A 23,352-nucleotide genomic window follows, 5' to 3' on the forward strand; every position below is an offset into this window, starting at 1 on the left:
CCCACCACCCCCACGCCGGCGCCGACCACCCCCACGCCGGGCCCGACCCAGCCCGGCGGGACGAACCTCAGCATCGGGGCCGGCTCCGACGGCTCCAGCAAGGACGGCGACACCAGCTACGGCAACGTGCGCGACGGCAGCCTGAGCACCTACTGGTCGCCGGTCGGCGCGACCGGGGAGATCTCGATCAAGTGGGGCTCCGCCACCACGGTGTCCCGGGTCGTCATCCGTGAGCCGTCGGGCACCCAGGGCAGCATCGGGTCCTGGCAGCTCGTCAACCACGCCACCGGCGCCGTCCTGGCCTCCGGCAGCGGGGCGGGCGTCATCAGCTTCCCCGCGACGTCCCTGACCAAGATCACCTTCAGGATCACCAGCTCGGCGGGCGCGCCGAAGGTCGCCGAGTTCGAGACCTACGCCGCATAGCACGATCGGCCGTCCGCCCGGGACGGCGGAGCGCGGCCCCGGGCGGCAGCGACAACCCGCGCGGTGCCGCGGGCCCGTCTCCCACCCGGGACGGGCGCGGGGGCGGGGGCGTCGGACACGACGCCCTCGCCCCCGGCCCGTTTTCCAGCCCGCGCACCGGCGGGAGACCTGCCCGCACGGCGCGAGACCCACCCCACGGGCGGGAGACGGCCCGCAGCGGCGCGAGCGGCGCGGCCGACGGCGACCCGTGGCGTCCGCCGGGACGGTCGAATCGATCCCGTCGAGGACCGGCGCGTACCTCCCGGCGGCTTTCGCTCGTGGGTGCGACGAGGTCAGCCCGCCTCGGCGAGCAGGCTGTCGACGAGGTCGCGCGGCAGCCCGTGGGTGTTGTGCAGGTCCCGGTAGTCCGCGTCGGTCAGCGGCCCGCGGGACCGGCGGCGGGAGACCACCGGCCGCCCGCGCCGCAGCAGCTCCCGGAAGCGCCGCTCCTCGCCGGTGAACACGTCCCGCACCTCGTCGACGGTGACGCTCTGCCGGAACCCGTCGAGGGCGTGCCGCACCGGCCCGGTCGGCAGATCCGGCAGGGTCCTGGACGCGTCGTCGCGCCACAGCGTCGTGAGGACCCGGCGCAACAGCCGGCGCAGCACGTAGCCGCGGCCGGTGTTCGAGGGTCGTACGCCGTCGCCGACCACCACCACGCTTGTGCGCAGGTGGTCGCCGACCAGGCGCAGGGAGCCGTCCCGCAGGCCCCACACGTCGCGCACGCCGCGCGTCCACGGCACGAGGCCCTCGCCCTCGTGGACCGAGCGGTGCCCGCGCAGCACCATCTCCAGCCGTTCGAGGCCCATCCCGGTGTCCACGTTGGGCTGCCGCAGCGGCGACAGTCGACCGTCGGGGTGGCGGTGGTAGCGCATCCCCACGTGGTTCCAGACCTCCATCCACCGCTCGTCGGTGCCGGGGGTGCCGTGGGGCGGGTCGTCGCCGGTCCAGACGAAGATCTCGGTGTCGGGCCCGCAGGGCCCGGTCGGGCCGTTGGACCACCAGTTCTCCTCCCCGGTCAGCTCCACCGGCAGGCCCAGCTCGCCCCAGGTGCGCAGCGACGGCTCGTCCGGGCCGACCCGGTCGTCGCCGCCGAAGACCGTCACGTGCATCCGGTCGTGCGGCACGCCGAAGCCGTCGCGCAGCAGCTCGTAGCCCCACCGGAGGCTGGTGGGCAGGTCGTAGTCGCCGAGCGACCAGGAGCCCAGCATCCGGAACAGGGTCAGGTGGGTGGAGTCGCCCACCTCGTCCAGGTCGGTGGTGCGCAGGCAGCGCTGCACGTTCACCAGCCGCCGGCCCGACGGGTGGGGCCGACCCTCCAGGTAGGGGGTCAGGGGGTGCATCCCCGAGGTGGTGAAGAGCACCGGGTCCCCCGGCGGTGGGATCAGGGAGCCGTCGGGCACGAGTTCGTGGCCGCGCTCGCGGAAGAAGTCGAGGAAGGTGCGGCTGATCGGGTCGTACGTCATGGCGGTGGCCTTTCCGGGTGTGACGACCGGAAAGGGGTCCGCCGCCGGCGACCGGGCGGGCCGACGGGTACGAAGAAGCCGGCGGACCGTTTCCGGTCGCCGGCGGGAGTTGGTGAGGTCAGGCGGCGGCGACCGACGAGCGCGAAGCTCGCGCGGCCGCGGCGGCGAAGGGGCGCCTGATCTCCATGCCCCGACTGTACGTGGACGCCGCGCCGCCGCCCAGCGCGTTTCGCGGCGGGCGGCGGCGCGGCGGCGGGTCAGACCCCGGACGCGGCGAGGGCCGGCGCGGGGCGGTCGTCGACCCGGCGGGGCGCCTTCCGGTTCGGCAGCGACAGCCGGACGACCTTCTTCCAGGCGGAGAGGACCTGCCGGGGCAGGGAGCCGGTGGTGTACTTCAGCCCGTAGCGGTCGAACAGGGCCCGCACCTCGGGGGCGATCTCCTGGTAGCGGTTGCTGGGCAGGTCCGGGAAGAGGTGGTGCTCGATCTGGAACGACAGGTTGCCGGTCATGATGTGCATCAGCCGGCTGCCGCTGATGTTGGCCGAGCCGAGCATCTGCCGCAGGTACCACTCGCCACGGGTCTCGCCCTCGATCGAGCGCCGGGAGAAGGTCTCCACGCCCTCCGGGAAGTGCCCGCACATGATCACCGAGTGGCTCCACAGGTTGCGCAGGAGGTTGGCGGTGAAGGTGGCGGCCAGCGTGTGCAGGAACGAGGGCCCGGAGAGCAGCGGGTGCAGCACGTAGTCCTTGAGCACCTGCCGGCGGATCTTGCGGCCCACCGCCCGGGCGCGGGCCCGGAACTCCGGGTCCTTGTGCCGCCCCCTGCGCAGGTTGCGCCCCAGCTCCAGGTCGTACGCGGCGATGCCGTACTCGAAGAAGCAGGCGTTGATGAAGTTCCACAGCGGCTGGCCGAGGTGGAACGGGTGCCACCGCTGGTCCTCGTCGACCCGCATGATGCCGTAGCCGAGGTCGTTGTCCTTGCCGAGCACGTTCGTGTACGTGTGGTGCAGCTCGTTGTGCGAGTGCTTCCACTGGTCGGCGGGCGAGACGTGGTCCCACTCCCAGGTGGTGGAGTGGATCTTCGGGTCGCGCATCCAGTCCCACTGGCCGTGCAGGACGTTGTGGCCGACCTCCATGTTCTCCAGGATCTTGGCCACGGTCAGGCCGGCCGTGCCCACGATCCAGGCGGGCGGGAAGAGGGAGAACAGCAGCACGACCCGGCTGCCCAGTTCCAGCTTGCGCTGCGTGGAGATGACCCGGCGGATGTACGCGGCGTCCCGCTCGCCCCGGTCGGCGACCACCCGGTCGCGGATCGCGTCGAGTTCCTTGCCGATGATCTCGATGTCCTCGGCGCTGAGGTGGGCGATCGGGTTGACGGGCTTGTTCTGGATCACGGTCACGTCAGGTACTCCGGTCAGTGGTCGATGTCGCAGGGGCCGGCCGCGGCCGACACGCACGTCTGGATGCGGACGCCGTCGCCGGGCACCGCCGTGGTCAGTTCCCCGTTTCGCAGGTCCCGAACCGCGCCCTGGCGCAGCGGCAGGACGCAGCCGAAGCAGATGCCCATCCGGCAGCCCGAGGGCATCAGCACCCCGGCGTTCTCGCCGGCGTCGAGCAGCGGGGTGGCGCCGTCGGCGTCGACCGTGACGCCCGAGCGGGCGAAGGTGACGGTGCCGCCCTCCCCGGGCGAGATCACGGTCGGCCGGAACCGCTCGGTGTGCAGCCGGTCGCCGCGCCCCTGGGCCGTCCAGTGCTCCTCGAGGGCGTCGAGCAGGCCGATCGGGCCGCAGGCCCAGGTCTCCCGGTCGAGGTGGTCGGGCACGAGGCGGTCGAGGTCGTCCACGGTGAGCAGCCCGTCGGTCCCGGTGTGCCGCTCCACCAGCCGGAGCACGCCCCGCGCGGCGAGGTCCCGCAGCTCGGCGCCGAAGATCACGTCGGCGGGGGTGGGCGCCGAGTGCACCATGACGACGTCGGCGCCGGCCAGCACGTCGGCGCGCAGCATCCCCATCACCGGGGTGACGCCGCTGCCCGCGGTCACGAAGAGCACCCGGGCCGGCGGCCGGGCCGGCAGCACGAAGTCGCCCTGCGCCTGGTCGAGCCGGACCAGCGTGCCGGGACGGGTCCGGCGCACGAGGTGGTTGCTGACGACGCCGTCGGGGATCGCCTTCACGGTGACCGAGATCGGCCCGCCCCGGCGGGCCGGGGGCGAGGTGACGGAGTAGGCCCGCCACTGGCGTACGCCGTCGACGTCGACGCCGAGGCGGACGTACTGCCCGGGGGTGTGCCCGCGCCAGTCGCGGCCGGGCCGGATCACCAGCGTCGCCGCGTCGGCCGTCTCGGGGCGTACGGCGAGGATCCGGCCGCGCAGGTCGGCGCCGGAGCGTAGCGGGGCGACCATGTCGAGGTAGTCGTCGGGCAGCAGCGGGGTGGTGACCGACGCGGCCAGCCGAAGGATCCGGCCCCGCAGGGCCGCCTTCCCGGAGGGGTTCGGGACGGTGGTGGTCATGATTCGATCGTCGCGGCAGAATGGCATAAAATCTTGACCTGCGAAGGTGAACCGAACGAGCCTTTTTGTGCGGAGGGAACAAACGTGTCCGAACGCTCGGAGGCCACGCGGCGCGCGGCCCGCCTCGAGCTGGACGCCCGGGTGGCCGGCGCGCTGCACGACCGGCTGCCCCTGCTCGCCGAGCGCACCGTCACCGCCATCACCGCCGAGGTGCCCAGCTACTCCGGCACCCTGACCGGCCAGATGCGCGAGAAGATCGAGACGGCGGTGCAGATCGCGCTCGGCACGTTCCTCCAGCTCATCGGGCGCTCCGAGGGCAGCGACCCGAGCACCCCGCTCGTCGGCGCGCTGGAGGCCGCGTACGCCCTCGGCAGCGGCGAGGCGCGCTCCGGGCGGAGCATGGACGCCCTGCTCGCCGCGTACCGCGTCGGCGCCCGGGTCTCCTGGCGGGAGATGTCCACCACCACCGTGCAGGGCGGGTCGTCCGCCGGCACCGTCGCCGAGTTCGCGGAACTGATGTTCGCGTACATCGACGAGCTCTCCGCCGCCAGCGTGGCCGGCCACGCCGACGAACTGGCCAGCGCCGGGCGGGCCCGGCGACGCAACCTGGAGCGGCTCACCCAGCGGCTGCTCGCCGGGGAGCCCGAGGAGGCGCTGCTGCGCAGCGCGGAGCGGGCCGACTGGCCGCCACCGCAGACCCTCACCGTCGTCCTGCTGCCCCGGGCCAACCTCCGGGCCGCCCTCGCGCGGCTGCACCCGCACACCCTGGAGAGCGGCGACGACCCGCCGGCGGGCGGCGCGGGCGAGGACCTGGCGGTGCTGCTGGTGCCCGACACGCACGGCGAACGGCGCCGGCAGCTCGCCCGGGTGCTGCACGGACGCCGCGCCGTGCTCGGCCCCGCCCGACCCTGGACCCGGGTCGCCTCCTCCTACCAGCGCGCCGTCCGGGCCCTGTCCCTCGGCCTCCGCCCGGCCGACGACGGGCCGGCGCTCGACACCGAGGAGCACCTCGCCGAGCTGGTGCTGAGCACCGATCCAGAAGGGCTCGCCGACCTGCGCGCCCGGGTCCTGGCGCCGCTCGCGTCACTGCCGCCCGGCACCGCCGACCGGCTCGCCGAGACCCTGCGCTCCTGGCTGCTGCACCAGGGCCGGCGCGACGACGTCGCCGCCGACCTCTACGTGCACGCGCAGACCGTCCGCTACCGGATGGGCAAGCTCCGCGAGTTGTACGGGGAGCGCCTGACCGACCCGGCGACCGTCCTCGACCTCACCCTCGCCCTGGCCTTCCCGCCCCGGGGCGGGGCCGACGACCCGCCGCCCTGACCGGACCAGCCCTCCCCACCGTGGTCGGACGGTGACCCGCCGAGGTCAGATACCGGACATACGGGTGCCGGCCGTGCACGGGAAGTGCCACCCTGGTCCTCCCCCGCCCGCGATCATCCGCCCGGCCACCGGCCTCCGCCGCAGGCCACCGGCGGGTCGCCCGGCGGGGCGACGGGGCCGCCTCCGGTACCGCGACGCCTTCCGCCAGGGGGCCGCCGGACGGGCCCGGCGAGCGGAAGGACGGGCATGGCGTCGCACACGGGGGACGAGCCCGGGGCCGACCGGCCGGCTCCGGCCACCAGGCCGGCGCGCCCCGGTCACACCAACCGGCTCCGCGACGCGCTCCGGACGACCCCGGCGCTGATCGTGCTCAGCGGCGCCGTGCTGGTGGCCGCGCTGGCCGCCACCGCCGCCGTCGCCGTGCAGTCCCGCACGTCGGCCACCACGCTGGGCGAGCGCTCCGCGGCGACCGCCGTGGCCACCAGCACGACCGCCCGGGAGATCTACCAGGGTCTCGCCGACGCGGACGTCGCCGCCAGCGCCGTCTTCCTGCTCCCGCCGGCCGAGGACCGGCGGGCGTCGCTGGTGGCCGCCTACGACGCGTCCGTCCACGAGGTCGAGCGCACGCTGACCGACTCGATGGGCAACGCCGCCGGCGACCCGGACCGCCTCACCCGGCTCGCGACGATCGCCGCCCGGCTGAAGGTCTACCGCGACGTGGTGTGCGCCGCCCTGCGGGTGGCCGGTCCGCTCCCGGCGGCGGCCACCGGGAACCGGCAGCCATGCCCGCCGGCGGGGGCGGCGGAGCAGACCGCGACGGGCAGCCCGGCGGCCCGCGCGGTGCTCGCCTCGGCCTACGCCCGGGAGGCGTCGCACTACATGTCCACCGAGCTGCTCACCGCGGCCCAGGGCCTGTGGAACTACGACACCAGGCTGCTGCTCGACGCCCGCGCCGACGCCCGGCCCTGGCTGGCCGCGTCCGTCCTGGTGCCGCTGGGCACCCTCGCCGCCCTGGTGGTCGTGCAGGTGTGGCTGCGCCGGCGGACCCGGCGGCGGCTGAACGCGGGGCTGCTGCTGGCCTCGGTGGGCACCGCGGCCGTCCTGGCCATGCTGGTCTCGTCGTGGTCGCACTGGCCGGATGCCGACCGGCGGTTCCCAAAACTGGAGCGGGCGGTCGACGCGCAGAGCGCCACCCAACAGCGGCTCGGCGCCCTGCTCGCCGGCCGGGCCGACGTCTACCTGGGGCTCGGCGCGAGCGTCGACCCGGCCGGGCACAAGGCCGACTTCGACGGCCGGGACCTCTGCCTCGCCCCGGCCGCGGGGCCGGCGCCGCCCGGGGACCGGATCGACTGCACCGCCCTGGAGGAGACGGTCTGGCCGGCCCGGCAGAGCAAGACGCCGAACGCCTTCCGCGGCGCGGTGGACACCGTGCTCGCCGAGGGGTCGGCGGGCCGGGCCTTCGTCGCCGCCGAGGGGCACCTGCTGACCGAACTGACCACCCGCAACGAGGAGGTCTCCCGGATGGTCGCCGACCTGCCCGAGGCGCGCCGCCACCTGGGTGGCGCGGCCGCCTGGGTCACCCTGCTCGCCGCCGCCGGCGTGGTCGCCGGGCTGCGCCAGCGTTACCTGGACTACCAGTGACCGCACCCCGGCGTGCCTCGACGCGGACCCGACGGCGGGCCGCCGCGCTCGCCGCGCTCCTGGCGGGCCTGGGCGGGTGCGCCGCGCCCGCGCCACCCGCTCCCGCACCCCCGGCGCGGCCACCGGGGGTGGCGACGGCGCCGACCACCGACGCGACCGGCGGGGTCTGCCCCGTGCGCCGCAGCCTCCCACCCGACCCGACGCCCCCACGCCGGATCCTCGACCGGGGCGAACTGGTCGCGGGCGTGGACCCGTCGGACGCCACGATGAGCCACTGGGACGCCCGCACCCAGCGGTTCGAGGGCTTCAACATCGAGCTGATGCTGGCGGTGGCCCGAGCCCTCTGGCCCGCCGACGACCCACGCGGCCGGCTCACCTTCAAGGCGGTGCCGCCCGGCCAGGGCGCCTTCACCATGCTGGAGAACGGCGAGATCGACGTCGTCGCCACCTCGCTGACGGCGTCCTGCGAGCGGGCCCGGCGGGTGCTGTTCTCCAACGACTACCTCGACTCCGGGCAGACGGTGCTGGTCCGCAGACGCCCCGACGGCACGCCCGAGTACGCGGGCATGGAGCAGCTCGGCGGCCGGCGGGTCTGCGCCGCCGCCAACACCACCTCGCTGGCGATGATCGCCGGCTACCGCACCACGGGAGGCCTGCGGCCGGTCCCGGTGCACGCCCCCCACCCGATCGACTGCCTGGTCATGCTGCGTCAGGGCCAGGTCGACGGGGTCAGCACCGACGACAACATCCTGCTGGGCTTCGCCCGGATGGCCCCGGACACGACGCTGGTGACCGAGGCGCCCCGGCCGGAGCGGCGCTCCTGCGACCACCACCGGGACGAGAACTGCACCTGGTTCACCGACGAGCCGCACGCCTTCGCGTTCCGCCTGACCGACGGCCGGGAGCTGGTCGCGTTCGTCAACCACGTGCTGGCGCAGCCGCGTACCGCGACGGTGTGGCAGCAGGCCCACGACCGGTGGCTCGCCGGGCACCGGGACCGGGGCATGCCGTCACCGGGACCGGTCACGACCGTGTGGCCGCCCCCCGACCCCGCGCCGGCCACCCCCCGGCCGGCCGACTGATGGGCGGTGGGTGAATGGCCGTGCGGGAACGCCTCGACGCCACCCGGGCCGCGCACACCTGGGTCTGCGAGCACCTGCTCGACGTGCAGCAGCTCGTCACGGACGCCTTCCGGCAGCCCGACGGCCCGGCCGCCGCGCCCGCGCGGGAGGCCCGGGACCTGCTGCACCGCCTCGGCTGCCTGTCGCTGGCCCTCGACCGGCTGGTCGACGACCTCGACGGCATCGAGGAGTCGACGGGCGCGGGCGAGGAGGCCCTGGCCCGGCTGCTGGCCGACCCGTGCCAGGTCCGGTTCACCGCGGCCACCGGCGAACCGGTGCACGTGGAGGCGATGAGCGTCCAGGAGATCCTGGTCGCGGCCCGCGAGCACGTGGCCCGGATCCGCCGGATCGTGGAGGCGTACGGGCGGGACCGGCTGGCGGTCCGGGCGCAGCGGCTGCGTTCCTCGGTCGAGCGGCTCCGGCGGCTCGCGGCGGAGGCCGTCGGCGAAGGGCTGGGCGACGGGACGGATCCGCTGGCGGCGCTCGCGGTCGACGGGCTGCTGGACCGGCTCGCCGCCGCCGAGGCGGCGGGCCGTGGGCAGTGGTGGCGCGGCGACGTCGGGCCGGCACGCGACGACGGGTCCCTGGGGGCCGCCGTGGACCGGGCGGTCGAGCGGACCGACACCGCGCGACGCCGGCTGCGCCGAAGCTGCCACGTGGAGCTGACCGGGCGGCTGGAGGCGTACCGGCAGAAGGCCGCCGACGAGGGCCGGGCCGAGCACCCGGCGGTCGAGCGGGCCTACCGGGAGGCGCTGGCCGCGCTGCGCCCCGACGCCTTCGCCGTGACCGCCGCGAGCCGGGCGGTGCGGGCCTACCAGCAGGCCGTGAACGGGGGTACGCGATGACGGCGAGCCGCGGCTGCGCGGAACGCAACTGCCCCGGCACCGTCGACCAGGACGGGTTCTGCCGGCTGTGGGGGCACGAGTGCGTCGGGGTCGGCGCGGGCGCCGGGCCGGACGCGGCTGCCGGACCGGCCCGGGCTGCGGACCCCGACCCGCGGCCGCTGCGGACGACGTCCCGGCCGTGGGAGCGACCGGCCGTGCTGCCGACCGCCCGGCCGCACGATCCCCTGACGGCGGTGGTGTCGCAGCCGGTCGTTCCCGAACACTCCCGCTACTGCGGCAACACGAGGTGCCACCGCCACCGCGGCCCTCGGCTGCCCCGGGTCGCCGGGTTCTGCCCGGACTGCGGCACCCGGTACTCCTTCACCCCGCCCCTGGCCGACGGCGACCTGCGCGCCGGGCGCTACCGGATCGAGGGCTGCCTGGGCAACGGCGGGGTCGGCTGGGTGTTCCTCGCCCGGGACGAGGACATGGACGGCGCCTGGCGGGTGCTGAAGGGGCAGCGCAACCCGGAGGACCGGGAGGCCATCGCGGCGTTCGTCGCCGAACGGCAGGCGCTGATCGCGCTGAACCACCCGCGGATCGTCACCATCACCCACGCCCTGCGGCCCGAGTCCGACCGGGACGCCGGTTACCTGGTGATGGAGTACGTCAACGGCGGCACGCTGGAGGAGGCCCGCAGCGCGGCCGGCCCGGGCGGCGGGTCCTGCGCCGTGGACGTGGCGCAGGCGCTGGGGTACGCCGTGCAGATCCTCGACGCCTTCGAGTACCTGCACGACCAGGGCTGGCTGTACTGCGACCTGAAGCCGGAGAACGTGATGCGGGTCGGCGGCCAGGGCACCAACGATCCCATCAAGCTGGTCGACTTCGGCGCGGCCCGCCGGATCGACAACACGGTGAGCCCGGCGTGGGGCACCGTGGGCTACACCGCGCCGGAGGTGGAGCGGCTCGGGCCCGCCGGTCCGAGCGTGCGGTCGGACCTCTACACCGTCGGCCGGACCCTCGCCGCGCTGACCCTGGTGCCCCGCTCCACCGAGGTGACCCGGATCCCGCCGGGGCAGGACGTGCTGCGGCTGCCCGTGCCCGCGCGGCTCGACCCGTTCCTGCGGCTGCTCGCCCGCGCCACCGCCACCGAGCCGGAGGACCGGTTCGCCTCCGCGGCCGAGATGCGCGAACAGGTCCGAGGGGTACGACGGCAGGTCGGCTCGGCGACCGACGGCGTGCCCCGGCCGACCCGCTCCACCCTGTTCAGCCCGTCCGCGTGCGCCTTCGCCCTGCACACCGACCGCGACGCCCTCGACGTCGTGGAGATCATGCTCGGCCTGCCCGTGCCCCTGGTCGACGGCGCCGACCCGGCCGCCGGGTTCCTCGCCTCACTCGGCCCCGCCGACCCCGCCGAGCTCATCGAGCTGCTGCGGACCGCTCCGCAGCGCACCGCGCAGGTGACCTACCGCGCCGTCCGGGCCCACCTCGCCGCCGGGCGGGTGGACGAGGCGGGCCCGCTGCTCGCCGACTTCCCCGAGGAGCTGCGGGACTGGTCGCTGTGGTGGCACCGCGCCCTGGTGGCCCTGGTGGCCCGGGACGCCGCCACCGCCCGACGCCACTTCGAACAGGTCTACGGCTGGCTGCCCGGCGAGGTGTCCACGCGGCTGGCGTACGCGGTGGCCTGCGAACTCGACGGCGACCCGCGCACGGCGGCCGACCACTACCGGGGGGTGTGGGACGCCGACCCGGGCGTGGTGGGCGCGGCGTTCGGGCTGGCCCGCTGCCTGCTGGCGACGGCCGACGCGCGCAGCGCGGCGGACGCCCTGCTGAGGGTGCCGGAGTCCTCCCGCGCCTCGACGGTGGCGGTGACCTGCGCGGTGCGGATCCTGCTCGACGCGCCGGACGACGGGCACCGGCTCGACGCGGCGCTCGACGCCGCCGCGATCGTCGACAAGCTGCCCCCGTTCGGCGAACGCGAGGAGGTGGAGGCGCACATCCTGCGGATCGCGCTCGACTGCGATCTGGCCGAGGGGCGCCACGACGGCCGGCGGCTGTTCGGTCACCGGCTCGACGAGGACGCCCTGCGCCGCGCGTTCGAGCGCCGGTGCCGGTCCCGCGCCCGGCGCACCGCCGACCGGCGCGAGCGGATCGCGCTCGTCGAACTGGCCAACGCGTACCGGCCGGTGACGTGGTGGTGATCCCGGCCGCCGGCCCCGACGGAAAGAGGTCACCCGTGTCCCCCGCCAACGATCTGCCGCTGCGGCTGCGCGTGCACCACACCGAGTGCGTCTCCGCCGACGGGGCGGTCCTCGACGTGGTCGCCACCGTCCGGGGCGAGGAACCGGCCCACGCGGACGTCCGGCACGACGACCTCGCGGAGGTGATCCTGCTCGACTCGTCGGGCTCGATGGGGGCGCCCCAGGCCAAGATGCGCGCCGCCCGCCTGGCCACCGCCGCGGCCATCGACGCGCTGCCCGACGGGGTCGCGTTCGCGGTCGTGTCCGGCACCGCCCACGCCACGATGGTCTACCCGGGCGAGCGGCGCCTCGCGGTCGCCGACGAGACCACCCGCGCCGCCGCCCGCAACGCCCTGCGGCACGTGACGCCGCACGGCGGCACGGCCATCGGCACCTGGCTGCTGCTGGCCCGCCAGCTGCTGGCCACGCGACCGGACGCGATCGGGCACGTCATCCTGCTCACCGACGGGCGCAACGAGTCCCAGCGCCCCGCCGACCTGCGGGCGGCGGTGGACGACTGCGTGGGCCGGTTCACCGTCGACTGCCGCGCCATCGGTTCCTCCGACGGCGTGCACGACTGGGACGCGGCGGAGCTGCTCGGCATCGCGGAGGCGTTGGGCGCCAACCCCGTCGTACCGGTCGAGGACCTCACCGGGCTCGCCGACGAGTTCCGGGCGGTGCTGGCCCGCGCGATGTCCCGGCGGGTCCCCGACGTCCGGCTCCGGGTGCGCACCACCGGCCTGGCCCGGGTCCGCTTCGTCAAGCAGGTGCACCCGGCGCTGGCCGACCTGAGCGGGCGCGGCGAGCCGGCCGGCGAGCTGGCCACCGACTACCCGGTCGGCGCGTGGAGCCCGCACGACCAGCGGGACTACCACGTCGCCCTGGAGGTCGACGCGATGGCGCCCGGGGCGCGGCGGCGCATCGGCTGGCTGAGCGTGCACGCCGGGGCGGACGCCGCGCCGGTCGAGGCGCCGCTCACCGTGGAGTGGACCGAGGACGCCCTGCGGTACTCGGAGATCAACGAGAGCGTCGCGTACTACACCCGCCAGCAGGACTACGCGGCGGCGGTCCAGCGAGGGCTGGCGGCCGCCCGGGCGGGGCGGGTCGCCGAGGCGGAGGAGCACCTCGGGCACGCCGTGGCGCTCGCCCACGCCACGGGCCGCGACGACGACGTCGCCCTGCTCGCCCGCGTCGTGGACGTCCTGGACGCCGCCGGCGGCCGGGTCCGCCTCAAGCCCGACGTCGACGCGCGGCTCACGCAGTCCTCCCTGGTCGTGGCCCACCACACCTCCCGGTGGGGTCCGCAGGAGCCGCCGGCACAGCGGGCCGCGCCGGCCGGGCCGACCGCGCCGTGGCGGCACTGCGGCGAGGAGCAGGGCGGCGCGTACTGCGAGGGGTGCGGGGCCCACCACCTGTCGGCGGACCGGCCCGGCGCCGACCGGTCCTGACCGCCGATGGACCTGGACGTCTCGGACAAGGTCGCCAGCGTCGTCAGCGGCACGTTGGCCCTCGCCACCGCGGTCGTCGCCGTCCGCCGTCACACCCGGGGCCGGCGCGGCTGGTGGACCTCGCTGCGCCCCGTCTGGCAGCGGGAGGCGGATGCCGGCATCGTCCATCCGCGCCGCTTCGGGGGCTACGTCAAGCCGCTGTCGGAGGTGTACGTGCCGCGCCGCGCGGTGCCGCGACTCGCCCCGTCCGGCGACGGCGTCGACGTGGCGGACCTGCTCACCGGCGCCGGCAACGTGCTGCTGATCGGGGAGCCGGGCAGCGGGAAGACGGCGCTCGTACGCTACGAGAGCGCCCGGTCGGCGCGGCGGTGGCTCGCCGGGCGCGGCCGGCGCCGGCGCTCCCCGCCCGGGCCGGTGCTGGTGAGCCTGCCGGCCGCCGCCCTGGTGCACCAGCCGCTGCCCGCCGCGCTCGCCGAGGCGTACCCGGGCGAGGGCGCCCCGCTCGACGTCGAGCAGGTCCCCGCCCCCGGCCGGCGGTGGCTGGTCTGCGTCGACGCGCTCGACGCCGTCGCCGACCCGGACGAGCGGGCCGTCGTCCTCAACCGCCTCGCGGAGCTGGCCCGCTCCCCCGGCCCGGCCGGCACGCCGAGGCCCTGGCGGGTCCTGGTGACCACGCGGCACCTGGCGGAGGACGAGCTGGCCGTGCTGGGCGACGGCTACCCGGCGTACCACCTGGCGCACTTCACCGACGCGGACGTGGCACTGCTGGCGGCCCGCTGGTTCCCCGACGGCGCCACCGCCCGCCGGTTCCTGGACTGGACCCACGCGCAGCGCATCACCGAGCCGGTGCACAATCCGCTCACCGCCACCGTCGCGGCGCTGGTCTGGGAGGGCGGGCAGGCGGAAGCGGCCACGGGGCCCGGCCCGGCCGCCCTGCTCGACGAGTTCGTCCGCGCCCTGCTGCGCGGGGGCCGCGCCAGCCTCGACACCGCCTGCGAGGCGCTGCGGCGCCGCCCGCCCGACGGCGGGTCCGTCGCCGCCTGGCTCGACACCCGGCACACCGACCTCGTCGAGGTGGCGGCGACCGCCGCCGTCGCCGGCGGCGACCCGGTGGCGGCGGTCGTCGACTGGTCGGCGGCGCACGCCCCGGCTCCCCCGGCGGCGGTGCTGCCCGACTGGCCCGCGCACGTACGGCGGATCCTGCTCGCCACCGACCTCTTCCGGGCCGACCGGCACGCGCTGGCCTCGGTCTGGCCCAGCCTGGTGGAGTACCTGGCGGCGGGGCCGCTCGCCCGCGACTGGCGGCCGGACGAGTGGGTGACGCTGATGAACACCGGCTCGACGCGGTTCGTCGCGTTGCAGGCGATCAGCCGGGCCGCCGTCACGCCGGCCTTCCTGCGCGCCCGGCTGGCGGAGCCGGACGGGGCGATCGCCGCCGGTCACCTGCTCGCCGGCCGGGGCACGACCGGGGCCGGCACGCCGTCGTTCCGGGCGGACGTGCTGGCGGCGCTGCTCACCCACTGGTCCGGCGGCCCGGGCGGCCCCGCCGGCCGGGACGCCGCGCGGGAGTGCTTCTCGCTGTTGACGACGCTGGCGGCGGACCGGGCCGACCGGGACCTGCTGCACGAGATCGCCACGGATCCGGGGCGGCCGGGAGACGTCCGCCGGGCGGCGGCGCTCTTCTTCGCCGTACGCACCCGCAACGCCCACCGGGTCCGGGCGGAGGGCTGACCGGCGGGCGGTGCGTCAGGGGCGGTGGCGCCGGCGACCGGCGGGGGCCGGCGGCTACTCGGCTGGTCCGGGCGGCGACACCGTGGCGAAGGGCCCGCGCTCGGTGAGCGCGGGCCCTTCCACGTGATCCGACGCAGCGGTGGGCGCGAGGCTCGCCTACGCCGCCCGCTGCGGGCCGACGACGGCCCAGCACAGGCCGGCGGGATCGCGCAGCGTCACCCGACGCGACGGGTCCGCCGGCGTCTCGACGCGGGCACCGGCGGCCACCGCCCGCCGCAGCACCGACTCGGGGTCCGTCCGCTCGATGGTCAACACGTCGTCCCCGCCCTCGGCCGCCGACGGCGCGCCCGCCTCGTACCACTCGCTCACGGTCAGGCGGTGGCCGCCGACGGCCAGCTCCGCGTGCAGGACGTGCCCGTCGAGCAGGCACTCCCGTTCGATCGCGACGGCGTCGAAGACGTCCGTGTAGAAGGCGATGGCCTCGTTCGTGTCGCTGACCGTCAGGTAGTGCCCCGGCCGGTGGTTCTGTGCCCTCATGAGACTGGTGCCGCCCTTCCCCTACTCGGCGATCCGGGTCCGACCGGTCCAGCGGAAGACCACCGGGAGGTCGACCGCCCCCGGGGTGGCGCCGCGTTCGAAGTGCTCGTACCCGCCGTAGTGCAGGACCTTGATCTTCTCCTCCGCCTGCGCCACCCGGCGGCTGCGCAGGTCGGCCGGCAGATCGACCGGGCCGCCCTCCAGGACGACGTCGATGACGCCGACCGCGTCCCGGGTGACCAGATCAGCTTGCGAAACGTCCTTCATGACACGACCTCCGTCGCATTCGCACACCTCGGACGAGCCGCCGCGGGGCGGCGGACGCGTCCACACAGGCCTGACGACACCCGTTGCCGGGTGAACGGACGCCGCGCGGTCGAACGCCCTTGTCGGTGACCGGCCGCCCGTTCTGCTCCGAACGTAATTCAGATCACATCCGGCCGACACCCTTAGGGCACCCCTAGGAACGGCCCTGGGCAGCAACGACGCCCCCCGCACCGACCACGTACGTGGGGAGGGTCACTCCCACCGGAAGAACCGGGTGGCCGCCACGGAGCCGACGACGGCCGTCACGGCCAGGGCGATCAGCTGCGGCAGCTCGGGGTTGGCGCCCGCCCACGCCGCACCGAGCGTGTCCACCGTGGCACCCAGCGGCGAGTACTCGGCGATGGCGGCCAGGGCGGCCGGCATCCGGTCGCGCGGCAACCAGGCGCCGGCCAGGAAGAGCAGCGGGAAGAACAGCGCGGGGCCGATCGACTGCGCCGCCCTGGCGGACGGCGCCAGCGCCGCGATCAGCAGGCCGACGGCGAAGAGGCACGCCACCCCGAGCAGGAAGGCCAGCACGAACCCGGGGACGTTGGCCGGTGCCGGCTGGTCCAGCAGGAACCGTACGGCGGTCGCGGTGACCACCGCGCCGAGGACGCCCATCACGAGGTTGACCACCACCTGGGCCACCAGCAGGAGGCCGGGCTGCACCGGGGTGGTCGCCAGGCGGCGCAGCACGCGACGTTCCCGGTAGATGCCGAGCGCCATCGGCAGGGTGAAGAGCGCGAGCATGCCGATGGTGAGGGCCAGCGCCAGGGACGGCAGGAAGGTCTGCTCGGCGTGCTGCCCGGTGTCGGCGGCCGTACCGGCGCGCTGCGGCAACCCGAAGACGAGCATCAGGCCGATCGGCAGGGCGAAGACGAAGAACAACGACACCGGCTCCCGGAGGAACAGCTTCGTCTCGACGGCGATCAGCTTGGACAGGGCGCTCACGACGACCTCCCGTCGGTCGGGGACTGCGCGGCGGTCCGGCCCGAACGGCCGGTGAGGGAGACGAACGCGTCGTCGAGGGTGGGCTGCTCGACGCGGAGCGCCGTGTAGTCGATCCCGCGCCCGTTGAGCACGGACATGACCGACTGGAGCACGTCCTTCGTGCCGGTCACCGTCACCTCGTCGCCGTGGCGGGACACCCCCGTCACGTCGGGCGCCGCGAGCAGCAGGGCGTCCTCGACCGGCTGGGCGGGACGGAAGTACACCCGGTGCTCGCTGCCGACGCGGGTGAGCAGGCCGGCGGGGCTGTCGATGGCCACCACCCGCCCCTTGTCGATGATCGCGAGCCGGTCGCAGAGGCGTTGCGCCTCCTCCATGAAGTGGGTGACCAGCACGACGGTGACGCCCCGGTCGCGGATCCGCTCGACCAGGTCCCAGGTGTCCCGGCGGCCCTGCGGGTCGAGGCCGGTGGTCAGCTCGTCGAGGATGGCGACCTCCGGCCTGCCGACCAGCGCCAGGGCCACCGACAACCGCTGCTTCTGCCCGCCGGACAGCTTCTGGAAGTAGGTGTTGCGCTGCTCGGCCAGGCCGAGGTCGGTCAGCAGCTCGTCGATGTCGGCGCGGTTGCGGTAGAAGGACCGGTACAGGTCCAGCGCCTCCCACACCCGCACCTTGTCCGGCAGCTGGCTCTCCTGGAGCTGGGCGCCGACGCGCTGCCGCACCTCGGTGCGGTCGCGGATCGGGTCGAGCCCGAGCACCCGGATCGTGCCGCCGTCGGCGCGGCGCAGCCCCTGCACGCACTCGACGGTGGTCGTCTTGCCGGCCCCGTTCGGGCCGAGCACGCCGAAGATCTCGCCCTGTTCCACCGTGAAGGAGACGTCGTCGACCGCGATCTTCTCGCCGTACCGTTTCTGCAGATGATCGACTTCGATGACCGGCATGGGGGGTGGTCCTCCTTCACGTGCGGGTTGCCGTCGAGAAGGGCGGGACCCCTCGGCTGATCGCGGCGTCGGCTTACGGGAACGGGCCGGTGCCGGCCGGAGCCAGGCCGACCGACGCCCGACATCATCCGGCCAACCGATACGCCGATCAACTGATCAGCTGACGAATCGGGGGTAGCGAACCCGGAATCGACCCGGGACAGGGGTGCCGGCCGGAAACGCGGCTCAGGGGCAGGGGTGCCGACCGGTCACCGCAGGTGTCCGTCGACGCGCAGCGGTCACCGCCGGGCCGGGACCGGCCACCATCGGGCCGAAACCGGTCACCGCCGGGCCGGGCAGAGCGACAGCAGTTCGTCGAGCCGGCGCAGGACGACGTCCGGGCCGGCGGCGCGCAGGGTCTCCTCGTCGGACTCGCCCCACAGCGCGGCCACCGCCACCACCCCGGCCGCCCGCGCGCTGGCCAGGTCGCTGGGCGCGTCGCCGACCATCAGCGCCTCCCGGGGTCCGACGCCGAGCAGGCGCAGCGCCCGCCGCACGATGTCGGGGGCCGGCTTCGGGCGCGGAACCTCGTCCGAGCCCACCACGTGGTCGACGAGCGGCAGCAGGTCGAGCCGGCCGAGCAGGTCCCGGGCGCGGACCCCGCTGCGGCCGGTGGCGACGGCCAGCCCGATCCCCCGCCGGCGCAGCGTGCCGAGCAGCTCCGGCGCCCCGTCGACCGGGGTGACCCGGTGCGCGAGGCGGTTGCTCTCCCGGACGAACGGCCCGGCCAGCGCCGCCGGCAGGCCCATCAGCTCCAGCACCTCCGGCAGGTACCGGCCCGGGTGGCGGCAGTACTCCTCCACCGGGGCCACGCCGCCGCCGACCACCTCGGCGTACGCGAGGGCGAACGCCTCCCTGGCCACGGCGAGGCTGTCGACCAGCACCCCGTCGAGGTCGAGCACCACCGCCCGGACACCGTCGGGTGCCGCCGTCCACGCCGTCGCGTCCGCGTCCACCGAGGCCACCTCCCGCCCGTCCGACCCGGCCCACGCCCGCCGGTAGGGGTGGCAGGCCCCGGGGACCCCCGACTACGGTCAGGACCGTCGTCCCGGGCCCGCCGGCGCGGCGCACCGCGCCCACCTGCCGGGACCCGCCGGCACCCCACCGACCATACCGGCGGCACGGGTGCCCGTCGCCCGGTGCCGGCGCGCCCGGCCGGGTCGGCCCGGGTCCGAGCCGCTGGAGAGGGGTCGCACCATGCCGCTGCTGAGCTGGCTCTCGCAGGGCGCCGACGAGCGTCCGGACGCGATCCGGGTCGACGACCGGTCGGTGTCCTGGGTGGAGCTGCGTCGCCTGGCCGCGGCGGTGGCCGACGAGCTGCACGGGGTCGACCGGGTGGCGATCGAGGCCACCGCGACCCTGGAGACGGTGGTCGGCGTGGTCGGCGCGCTGACCGCCGGCGCGGCGGTCGTGCCGGTCCCGCCGGACGCCGGGCCGATGGAGCGCGACCACATCCTGCGCGACTCGGGGGCGACGGCGCTGCTGGCCCCGGCCGGCGCGCCCCGCACCGCCGACGGCGCGGGCCGCACCGTCGTGCCGGTCGACCTGACGCGGCGGTCGGACACCGTGCACCCCGAGCCCGACCCGGCCCGTGCCGCGGTCATCCTCTACACCAGCGGCACCACCGGCGCCCCGAAGGGCGCCGTGATCTCCCGCCGGGCGGTCGCCGCGTGCCTGGACGGGCTGGCCGACGCCTGGGCGTGGACGCCGGACGACCTGCTGGTGCACGGCCTGCCGCTGTTCCACGTGCACGGACTGGTGCTCGGCGTGCTCGGGCCGCTGCGGCTGGGCAGCCGGCTGCACCACGTGGGCCGGCCGCGCCCCGAGCGGTACGCGGCCGCCAAGGGCTCGATGTACTTCGGCGTGCCGACCGTGTGGTCCCGGATCGCCGCCGACCCGGACGCGGCACGGGCACTGCGTCCGGCGCGGCTGCTCGTCTCGGGCAGCGCGGCGCTGCCGGCGGCGGTCTTCGCGGACCTCGTCGCCCTCACCGGTCACCGGGCCGTCGAGCGGTACGGGATGACCGAGACCCTGATCACGGTGAGCGCCCGGGCGGACGGCCCGCGTCGGCCGGGCACCGTCGGGCTGCCTCTGCCCGGGGTGCGTACGCGGCTGGTCGACGAGAACGGCGCGGCACTCCCCGCCGACGGGACGGCGATGGGCGAGCTCCAGGTCGACGGCCCCACCCTCTTCGACGGTTACCTGAACCGTCCGGACGCCGACGCGGCGAGCCGCACCCCGGACGGCTGGTTCCGCACGGGGGACGTCGCCACCGTCGACCCGGACGGCTGGCACCGCATCGTCGGCCGGGCCTCCACCGACCTCATCAAGAGCGGCGGCTACCGGATCGGCGCCGGCGAGGTGGAGGACGCCCTGCTGGCGCACCCGGGGGTGCGCGAGGCCGCCGTGGTGGGTACCCCGCACCCCGACCTCGGCCAGCAGGTCACCGCGTACGTGGTGGGCGACGGGGTGGACGGGGCCGAACTGATCGACTTCGTGGCCCGGCACCTGTCGGCGCACAAGCGGCCACGCGAGGTACGCCTGGTCGACGCGCTGCCCCGCAACGCCCTCGGCAAGGTGCAGAAGACCAGGCTGACCGCGGACTAGGGCTGGACGGCGGGGATGCTGATCGCGGTGGCCACCAGTCCCCGGTCGACCAGGAACCTGCCGGCGAAGGCCGTCACCCTCGCCCCGCCGAGGACCGGGCCGGGCACCAGCAGCCGGGCCTCGAACGTGCCGGCCGGATCGATCGCGATGTCGGCCTCGGAGAAGTCCAGCCACCGGCCGGTGAGCGGGAACCACGCCTTGTACACCGACTCCTTCGCGCTGAACAGCAGGCGGTCCCAGCAGACAGCGGGGTGGGCCGCGCTCAGCGTGGCGGTGCGCGTGCGCTCCGCCGGCAGGGCGATCGCGTCGAGCACCCCGTCGGGCAGCGGCGCGTGCGGCTCGGCGTCGACCCCGAGGGTGGCGAACGCCGTCGTACGGCCGAGGACCGCCGCCCGGTAACCCTCGCAGTGCGTCATGCTGCCGACCACCCCGGCGGGCCAGACCGGGGCGCCCCGCACGCCGGAGACGATCGGCGCCGGGGCGAGGCCCAGCTCGCCGAGGGCCAGGCGGGCACAGTGCCGCACGGTGGTGAACTCCCGGCGCCGCTTCTCCACCGACCGGGCCACGAGCGCCTCTTCCTCGGGGAACAGGGTCAGGCCGGTGGGGTCGGTGAAGGACTCGGCCACCGCCACGGCGGAGGGCAGGATCTGCTCGATCACGTTCGCCGATGCTAGGCGCTGTGGCGACCCTCGCCGCCCCGGGGCCGCCGGTACCCTGCACCATAGGGGTCGGGTACGGGTGCCGGGCCACGCGGGCGGCTGCCAGTCTGGGGGCGGGCCCCGATCCCACGGGCGGGGCACGCGGATCTTGGGTCGGATGGATGCGGGAAGCGGATGCTCACTGGCAAGGTGGTGCGGTTCGACGAGGTGCGGGGCTACGGGTTCATCGCCCCGGACGACGGCAGCGACGACGTGTTCGTGCACGCGAACATGCTGGACGGTGACAAGTGGGCGTTGGCGCCCGGTGTCCCGGTGGAGTACGACGCGGTGCAGACCGACCGTGGCCCCAAGGCCGTGCTGGTGCGGGTGGTCGGCGCTGCCGCCGGAGCGGAGCGGAACGGGGCGTCCGGCCCCGTCGCGGCGGCCCGGGCCGCCGCGACGGTCACCGCCGGGCGCAGCCGGGACGGCGGGCAGGCCGCGGGCGGCGCGGAGGACGACGAGGGCCTCTGCGACGTGCTCTCCGAGCGCGCCTTCTGCGCGGAGACCACCGAGGCGCTGGTGACCTCCGTGTCGGACCTGACGGGGGCGCAGATCGTGGCGGTTCGCGCCCGGATGCTGGACCTGGCCCGGCGGCACGGCTGGGTGGAGGGCTGACCGCGCGGCGTGGGAGTCGGTGGACCGGCCCCGGCCGGTTCAACCGGCGGCGACCAGCTCGGACTTCCTGATCCGGCCGAGCGCGCTGCGCGGCAGTTCGTCGACGAAGTGCACCCGCCGGGGACGTTGACCGGCCGAGAGGTACCGGCCCACGTGGTCGATGAGCACCTGCGCGGTCAACCCCTCGGCGACGACGTACGCGGTGACCTGCTCGCCGAGCGCGTGGTGCGGCGTGCCGACGACGGCGGCGTCCCGGACGCCGGGGTGACTCAGCAGCGCCTCCTCGATCTGCCCGGCGTGCATCCGTCGTCCCCGACTGTGCAGCACGTCGAGTCCGCGCCGCCCGATGATCCGGTACGAGCCGTCCTCGGCGACGGTGACCAGGTCCCCGGTGGCGTGCCAACGACCGGCGGCGACGCTTCGCCCGCCCTCGACGTAGCCACTGAACAGCGTCGGCCCGCAGATGCTCAGCTCGCCGACCGATTCGCCGTCGGCCGGCACCGGCCGGGCTTCGCGGTCCAGCACCCGGGTCTCCACGCCGGGCAGGGGGGTGCCGACGGCACCGGCGACCGTGCGGTCGTCGGCCCGCCCGGTCAGCGCGACGAGCGTCTCGGTGGTGGCGTACGCCTGCACCGGTGCGTGCGAGGTGAGCAGCCGGAGCCGTTCGGCCACGGCGCGGGCCAGTGGGGCGTCCGCGGAGACCAGCATCCGCGCCGCGGACAGCGACCGGGCCCACCGGGCGTCCAGCGCGATCCTGGACCACTGTTCGGGCACCGCCAGGTACATGGTGCCGATCGGTCCGGCGGCGGCGTTCCGGTCGAGGTGGACGAAGCGGCTGCCGACCCGCAACGCACCGAGCAGGCCGACGACGAGGCCGTACGCCCGGAACAGCGGCGCGCCCTGGACCACGACGTCCTCCTCGCTCCACCGCCACGCGTCGGCGAGCAGGTCGAGGTCGGCGGCGATGGCGCGACGCGAGATGCGCACCCCGCGCGGCGGCCCGCCCGCGCCGCCCGTGTAGAGGATGACCGCGTCGGCGCCGGGCGCCGGCTCGGGGTGCGGCGTCGAGGAGCGCTGGCGCAGGTCGACCGGGACGGTGGGCAGCCGGTGGGTGCCGGAGGGGTTCCGGCCGAGCAGCACCGTCGCCCCGGACTGCCGCAGGATGCGGCCGCGTTCGCACTCGTCGGCGTCGGGGGGCAGCGGCACGAGCGGGACACCCGCGTGGACGGCGCCGAGCATTCCGACCACCGTCTCCAGGGTCGGCGTGCCGTCGACCGCTACCGCGCCCGCGCCCCTGATCCGGTCGGCCACCGCGGTGACGCAGCCGAGCAGGGCCTCGCTGGAGAGCGTGTCACCGGCCACCCTGACCGCATCGGCCCGGTCCACGCCAAATCCCCGCAGCGCCGGCAGCAGTGTCATCTGTGCTATCCCCTGCGCAGGGCGTCGACGAGTCGCGGCGGCAGCTGGGACATCACGACGGCCACAGAACCCTTCAGGTCATGGGCCCGCATGGCCCAATATCCGGCTATCCCGACGTTGGAAACGGGTGCCCCGAAATTAGGCCCGGCTATCGGCCCGGCACAACCCCTAGCTGCCCGCCCCGGGTCCCCTGCCGACGCTGACAGGCCAGGTAGGACAGGATTTCGGTCCTCCTCCGGCGACAGCAGGCCCGACCGTCCTTCCCGTGGCCGACACACAGGATGGACAACGGCTCCACGGGAGTGACGGACATTGGAGATGACTTTTGCGGTCGAATTATCGATCAGCCCGGATAAGCCGTACGGACATTGGCATGGGCCACGCTTTTCCGGCATCGCATTCCGTCATTCACACAGCGGCGCCGACGTCCACCAACAGACCCTGGGCACATAATTCTTTTTAACAACATAATCGTTTAAT

At 75.5% G+C, this 23,352-nt stretch carries 19 protein-coding genes and 1 pseudogene; 10 read left to right on the top strand and 10 right to left on the bottom strand.

Features of this window, described 5'->3' with window-relative positions; all coding sequences use genetic code 11:
* Positions 1-423: pseudogene (locus ACSNN9_RS00615) on the top strand (pectate lyase); the annotation flags it as partial.
* A 332-nt stretch (positions 424-755) separates the two neighbouring features.
* On the opposite strand, the gene ACSNN9_RS00620 reads toward ACSNN9_RS00615, so the two are convergent.
* The 3 genes from ACSNN9_RS00620 to ACSNN9_RS00630 form a co-directional block, all read right to left on the bottom strand.
* On the bottom strand, positions 756-1,928 hold the full coding sequence (locus tag ACSNN9_RS00620; protein WP_436670659.1) for an alanine--tRNA ligase-related protein: 1,173 nt from the start codon (positions 1,926-1,928) through the stop codon (positions 756-758).
* Positions 1,929-2,185: 257 nt separating this feature from the next.
* Entirely contained in the window at positions 2,186-3,328 is a 1,143-nt protein-coding gene (locus tag ACSNN9_RS00625) for a fatty acid desaturase family protein (RefSeq protein ID WP_436670660.1), read from the bottom strand.
* Between the two features lie 14 nt (positions 3,329-3,342).
* Positions 3,343-4,434 carry a ferredoxin reductase gene (locus ACSNN9_RS00630; RefSeq protein WP_436670661.1) on the bottom strand — a complete coding sequence of 364 codons (1,092 nt, stop codon included), beginning with the start codon at positions 4,432-4,434 and terminating at the stop codon, positions 3,343-3,345.
* 84 nt (positions 4,435-4,518) lie between these two features.
* Between ACSNN9_RS00630 and ACSNN9_RS00635 the strand changes: the two genes are divergently transcribed.
* From ACSNN9_RS00635 to ACSNN9_RS00665, 7 genes are all read left to right on the top strand, one after another.
* The gene (locus ACSNN9_RS00635) at positions 4,519-5,757 is read left to right on the top strand and encodes a PucR family transcriptional regulator (RefSeq protein ID WP_436670662.1); all 1,239 of its coding nucleotides are present in this window, start codon (positions 4,519-4,521) and stop codon (positions 5,755-5,757) included.
* Between the two features lie 246 nt (positions 5,758-6,003).
* On the top strand, positions 6,004-7,398 hold the full coding sequence (locus ACSNN9_RS00640; RefSeq protein ID WP_436670663.1) for a hypothetical protein: 1,395 nt from the start codon (positions 6,004-6,006) through the stop codon (positions 7,396-7,398).
* Positions 7,399-7,571: 173 nt separating this feature from the next.
* Positions 7,572-8,480, top strand: a complete 909-nt coding sequence (locus tag ACSNN9_RS00645; protein ID WP_436670664.1) for a transporter substrate-binding domain-containing protein — start codon at positions 7,572-7,574, stop codon at positions 8,478-8,480.
* A 14-nt stretch (positions 8,481-8,494) separates the two neighbouring features.
* Positions 8,495-9,364, top strand: coding sequence for a hypothetical protein (locus ACSNN9_RS00650; RefSeq protein WP_436670665.1), 870 nt, complete (start codon positions 8,495-8,497; stop codon positions 9,362-9,364).
* Positions 9,361-11,544 (top strand): tetratricopeptide repeat protein, encoded by a 2,184-nt coding sequence (locus tag ACSNN9_RS00655; protein ID WP_436670666.1) that lies wholly within the window; start codon positions 9,361-9,363, stop codon positions 11,542-11,544. The genes ACSNN9_RS00650 and ACSNN9_RS00655 overlap by 4 nt, the downstream gene beginning before the upstream one ends.
* 35 nt (positions 11,545-11,579) lie before the next feature.
* Positions 11,580-13,031, top strand: coding sequence for a VWA domain-containing protein (locus ACSNN9_RS00660; RefSeq protein ID WP_436670667.1), 1,452 nt, complete (start codon positions 11,580-11,582; stop codon positions 13,029-13,031).
* 6 nt (positions 13,032-13,037) lie between these two features.
* Positions 13,038-14,762 carry a hypothetical protein gene (locus ACSNN9_RS00665; RefSeq protein WP_436670668.1) on the top strand — a complete coding sequence of 575 codons (1,725 nt, stop codon included), beginning with the start codon at positions 13,038-13,040 and terminating at the stop codon, positions 14,760-14,762.
* Between the two features lie 156 nt (positions 14,763-14,918).
* Here the strand turns inward: ACSNN9_RS00665 and ACSNN9_RS00670 are convergent, their stop codons facing one another.
* The 5 genes from ACSNN9_RS00670 to ACSNN9_RS00690 form a co-directional block, all read right to left on the bottom strand.
* Complete coding sequence (locus ACSNN9_RS00670; RefSeq protein WP_436670669.1) at positions 14,919-15,299, bottom strand: VOC family protein; 381 nt, start codon at positions 15,297-15,299, stop codon at positions 14,919-14,921.
* Between the two features lie 21 nt (positions 15,300-15,320).
* Positions 15,321-15,566: a DUF5988 family protein gene (locus tag ACSNN9_RS00675; protein WP_357873360.1), complete on the bottom strand. Its 246-nt coding sequence runs from the start codon at positions 15,564-15,566 to the stop codon at positions 15,321-15,323.
* Positions 15,567-15,818: 252 nt separating this feature from the next.
* The gene (locus tag ACSNN9_RS00680; RefSeq protein WP_357873362.1) at positions 15,819-16,556 is read right to left on the bottom strand and encodes an ABC transporter permease; all 738 of its coding nucleotides are present in this window, start codon (positions 16,554-16,556) and stop codon (positions 15,819-15,821) included.
* Positions 16,553-17,494, bottom strand: coding sequence for an ABC transporter ATP-binding protein (locus tag ACSNN9_RS00685; protein ID WP_357873364.1), 942 nt, complete (start codon positions 17,492-17,494; stop codon positions 16,553-16,555). Before ACSNN9_RS00685 ends, ACSNN9_RS00680 begins: the two co-directional genes overlap by 4 nt.
* Positions 17,495-17,814: 320 nt before the next feature.
* Positions 17,815-18,498, bottom strand: a complete 684-nt coding sequence (locus ACSNN9_RS00690; RefSeq protein WP_436670670.1) for an HAD-IA family hydrolase — start codon at positions 18,496-18,498, stop codon at positions 17,815-17,817.
* A gap of 232 nt (positions 18,499-18,730) precedes the next feature.
* On the opposite strand from ACSNN9_RS00690, the gene ACSNN9_RS00695 reads away from it, so the two are divergent.
* On the top strand, positions 18,731-20,140 hold the full coding sequence (locus ACSNN9_RS00695; RefSeq protein ID WP_436670671.1) for an acyl-CoA synthetase: 1,410 nt from the start codon (positions 18,731-18,733) through the stop codon (positions 20,138-20,140).
* On the opposite strand, the gene ACSNN9_RS00700 is transcribed toward ACSNN9_RS00695, so the two are convergent.
* The gene (locus ACSNN9_RS00700) at positions 20,137-20,799 is read right to left on the bottom strand and encodes a 4'-phosphopantetheinyl transferase family protein (protein ID WP_436670672.1); all 663 of its coding nucleotides are present in this window, start codon (positions 20,797-20,799) and stop codon (positions 20,137-20,139) included. The two genes, ACSNN9_RS00695 and ACSNN9_RS00700, sit on opposite strands and share 4 nt — an antisense overlap.
* A 174-nt stretch (positions 20,800-20,973) precedes the next feature.
* On the opposite strand from ACSNN9_RS00700, the gene ACSNN9_RS00705 reads away from it, so the two are divergent.
* On the top strand, positions 20,974-21,453 hold the full coding sequence (locus ACSNN9_RS00705; RefSeq protein WP_436670673.1) for a cold-shock protein: 480 nt from the start codon (positions 20,974-20,976) through the stop codon (positions 21,451-21,453).
* A 39-nt stretch (positions 21,454-21,492) separates the two neighbouring features.
* Here the strand turns inward: ACSNN9_RS00705 and ACSNN9_RS00710 are convergent, their stop codons facing one another.
* On the bottom strand, positions 21,493-22,872 hold the full coding sequence (locus ACSNN9_RS00710; RefSeq protein WP_436670674.1) for an AMP-binding protein: 1,380 nt from the start codon (positions 22,870-22,872) through the stop codon (positions 21,493-21,495).
* Between the last annotated feature and the right edge of the window lie 480 nt (positions 22,873-23,352).

Source organism: Micromonospora sp. URMC 107 (assembly GCF_051386315.1).
Classification (GTDB): Bacteria; Actinomycetota; Actinomycetes; order Mycobacteriales; family Micromonosporaceae; genus Micromonospora.

Excerpts from the sequence above, each read along its gene's own strand:
- ACSNN9_RS00655 (WP_436670666.1), top strand. The coding sequence starts at position 9,361 with ATGACGGCGAGCCGCGGCTGCGCGGAACGCAACTGCCCCGGCACCGTC.
- ACSNN9_RS00640 (WP_436670663.1), top strand. The coding sequence starts at position 6,004 with ATGGCGTCGCACACGGGGGACGAGCCCGGGGCCGACCGGCCGGCTCCG.
- ACSNN9_RS00630 (WP_436670661.1), bottom strand. The coding sequence starts at position 4,434 with ATGACCACCACCGTCCCGAACCCCTCCGGGAAGGCGGCCCTGCGGGGC.
- ACSNN9_RS00705 (WP_436670673.1), top strand. The coding sequence starts at position 20,974 with ATGCTCACTGGCAAGGTGGTGCGGTTCGACGAGGTGCGGGGCTACGGG.
- ACSNN9_RS00675 (WP_357873360.1), bottom strand. The coding sequence starts at position 15,566 with ATGAAGGACGTTTCGCAAGCTGATCTGGTCACCCGGGACGCGGTCGGC.
- ACSNN9_RS00670 (WP_436670669.1), bottom strand. The coding sequence starts at position 15,299 with ATGAGGGCACAGAACCACCGGCCGGGGCACTACCTGACGGTCAGCGAC.
- ACSNN9_RS00695 (WP_436670671.1), top strand. The coding sequence starts at position 18,731 with ATGCCGCTGCTGAGCTGGCTCTCGCAGGGCGCCGACGAGCGTCCGGAC.
- ACSNN9_RS00650 (WP_436670665.1), top strand. The coding sequence starts at position 8,495 with ATGGCCGTGCGGGAACGCCTCGACGCCACCCGGGCCGCGCACACCTGG.
- ACSNN9_RS00620 (WP_436670659.1), bottom strand. The coding sequence starts at position 1,928 with ATGACGTACGACCCGATCAGCCGCACCTTCCTCGACTTCTTCCGCGAG.
- ACSNN9_RS00665 (WP_436670668.1), top strand. The coding sequence starts at position 13,038 with ATGGACCTGGACGTCTCGGACAAGGTCGCCAGCGTCGTCAGCGGCACG.
- ACSNN9_RS00710 (WP_436670674.1), bottom strand. The coding sequence starts at position 22,872 with ATGACACTGCTGCCGGCGCTGCGGGGATTTGGCGTGGACCGGGCCGAT.
- ACSNN9_RS00685 (WP_357873364.1), bottom strand. The coding sequence starts at position 17,494 with ATGCCGGTCATCGAAGTCGATCATCTGCAGAAACGGTACGGCGAGAAG.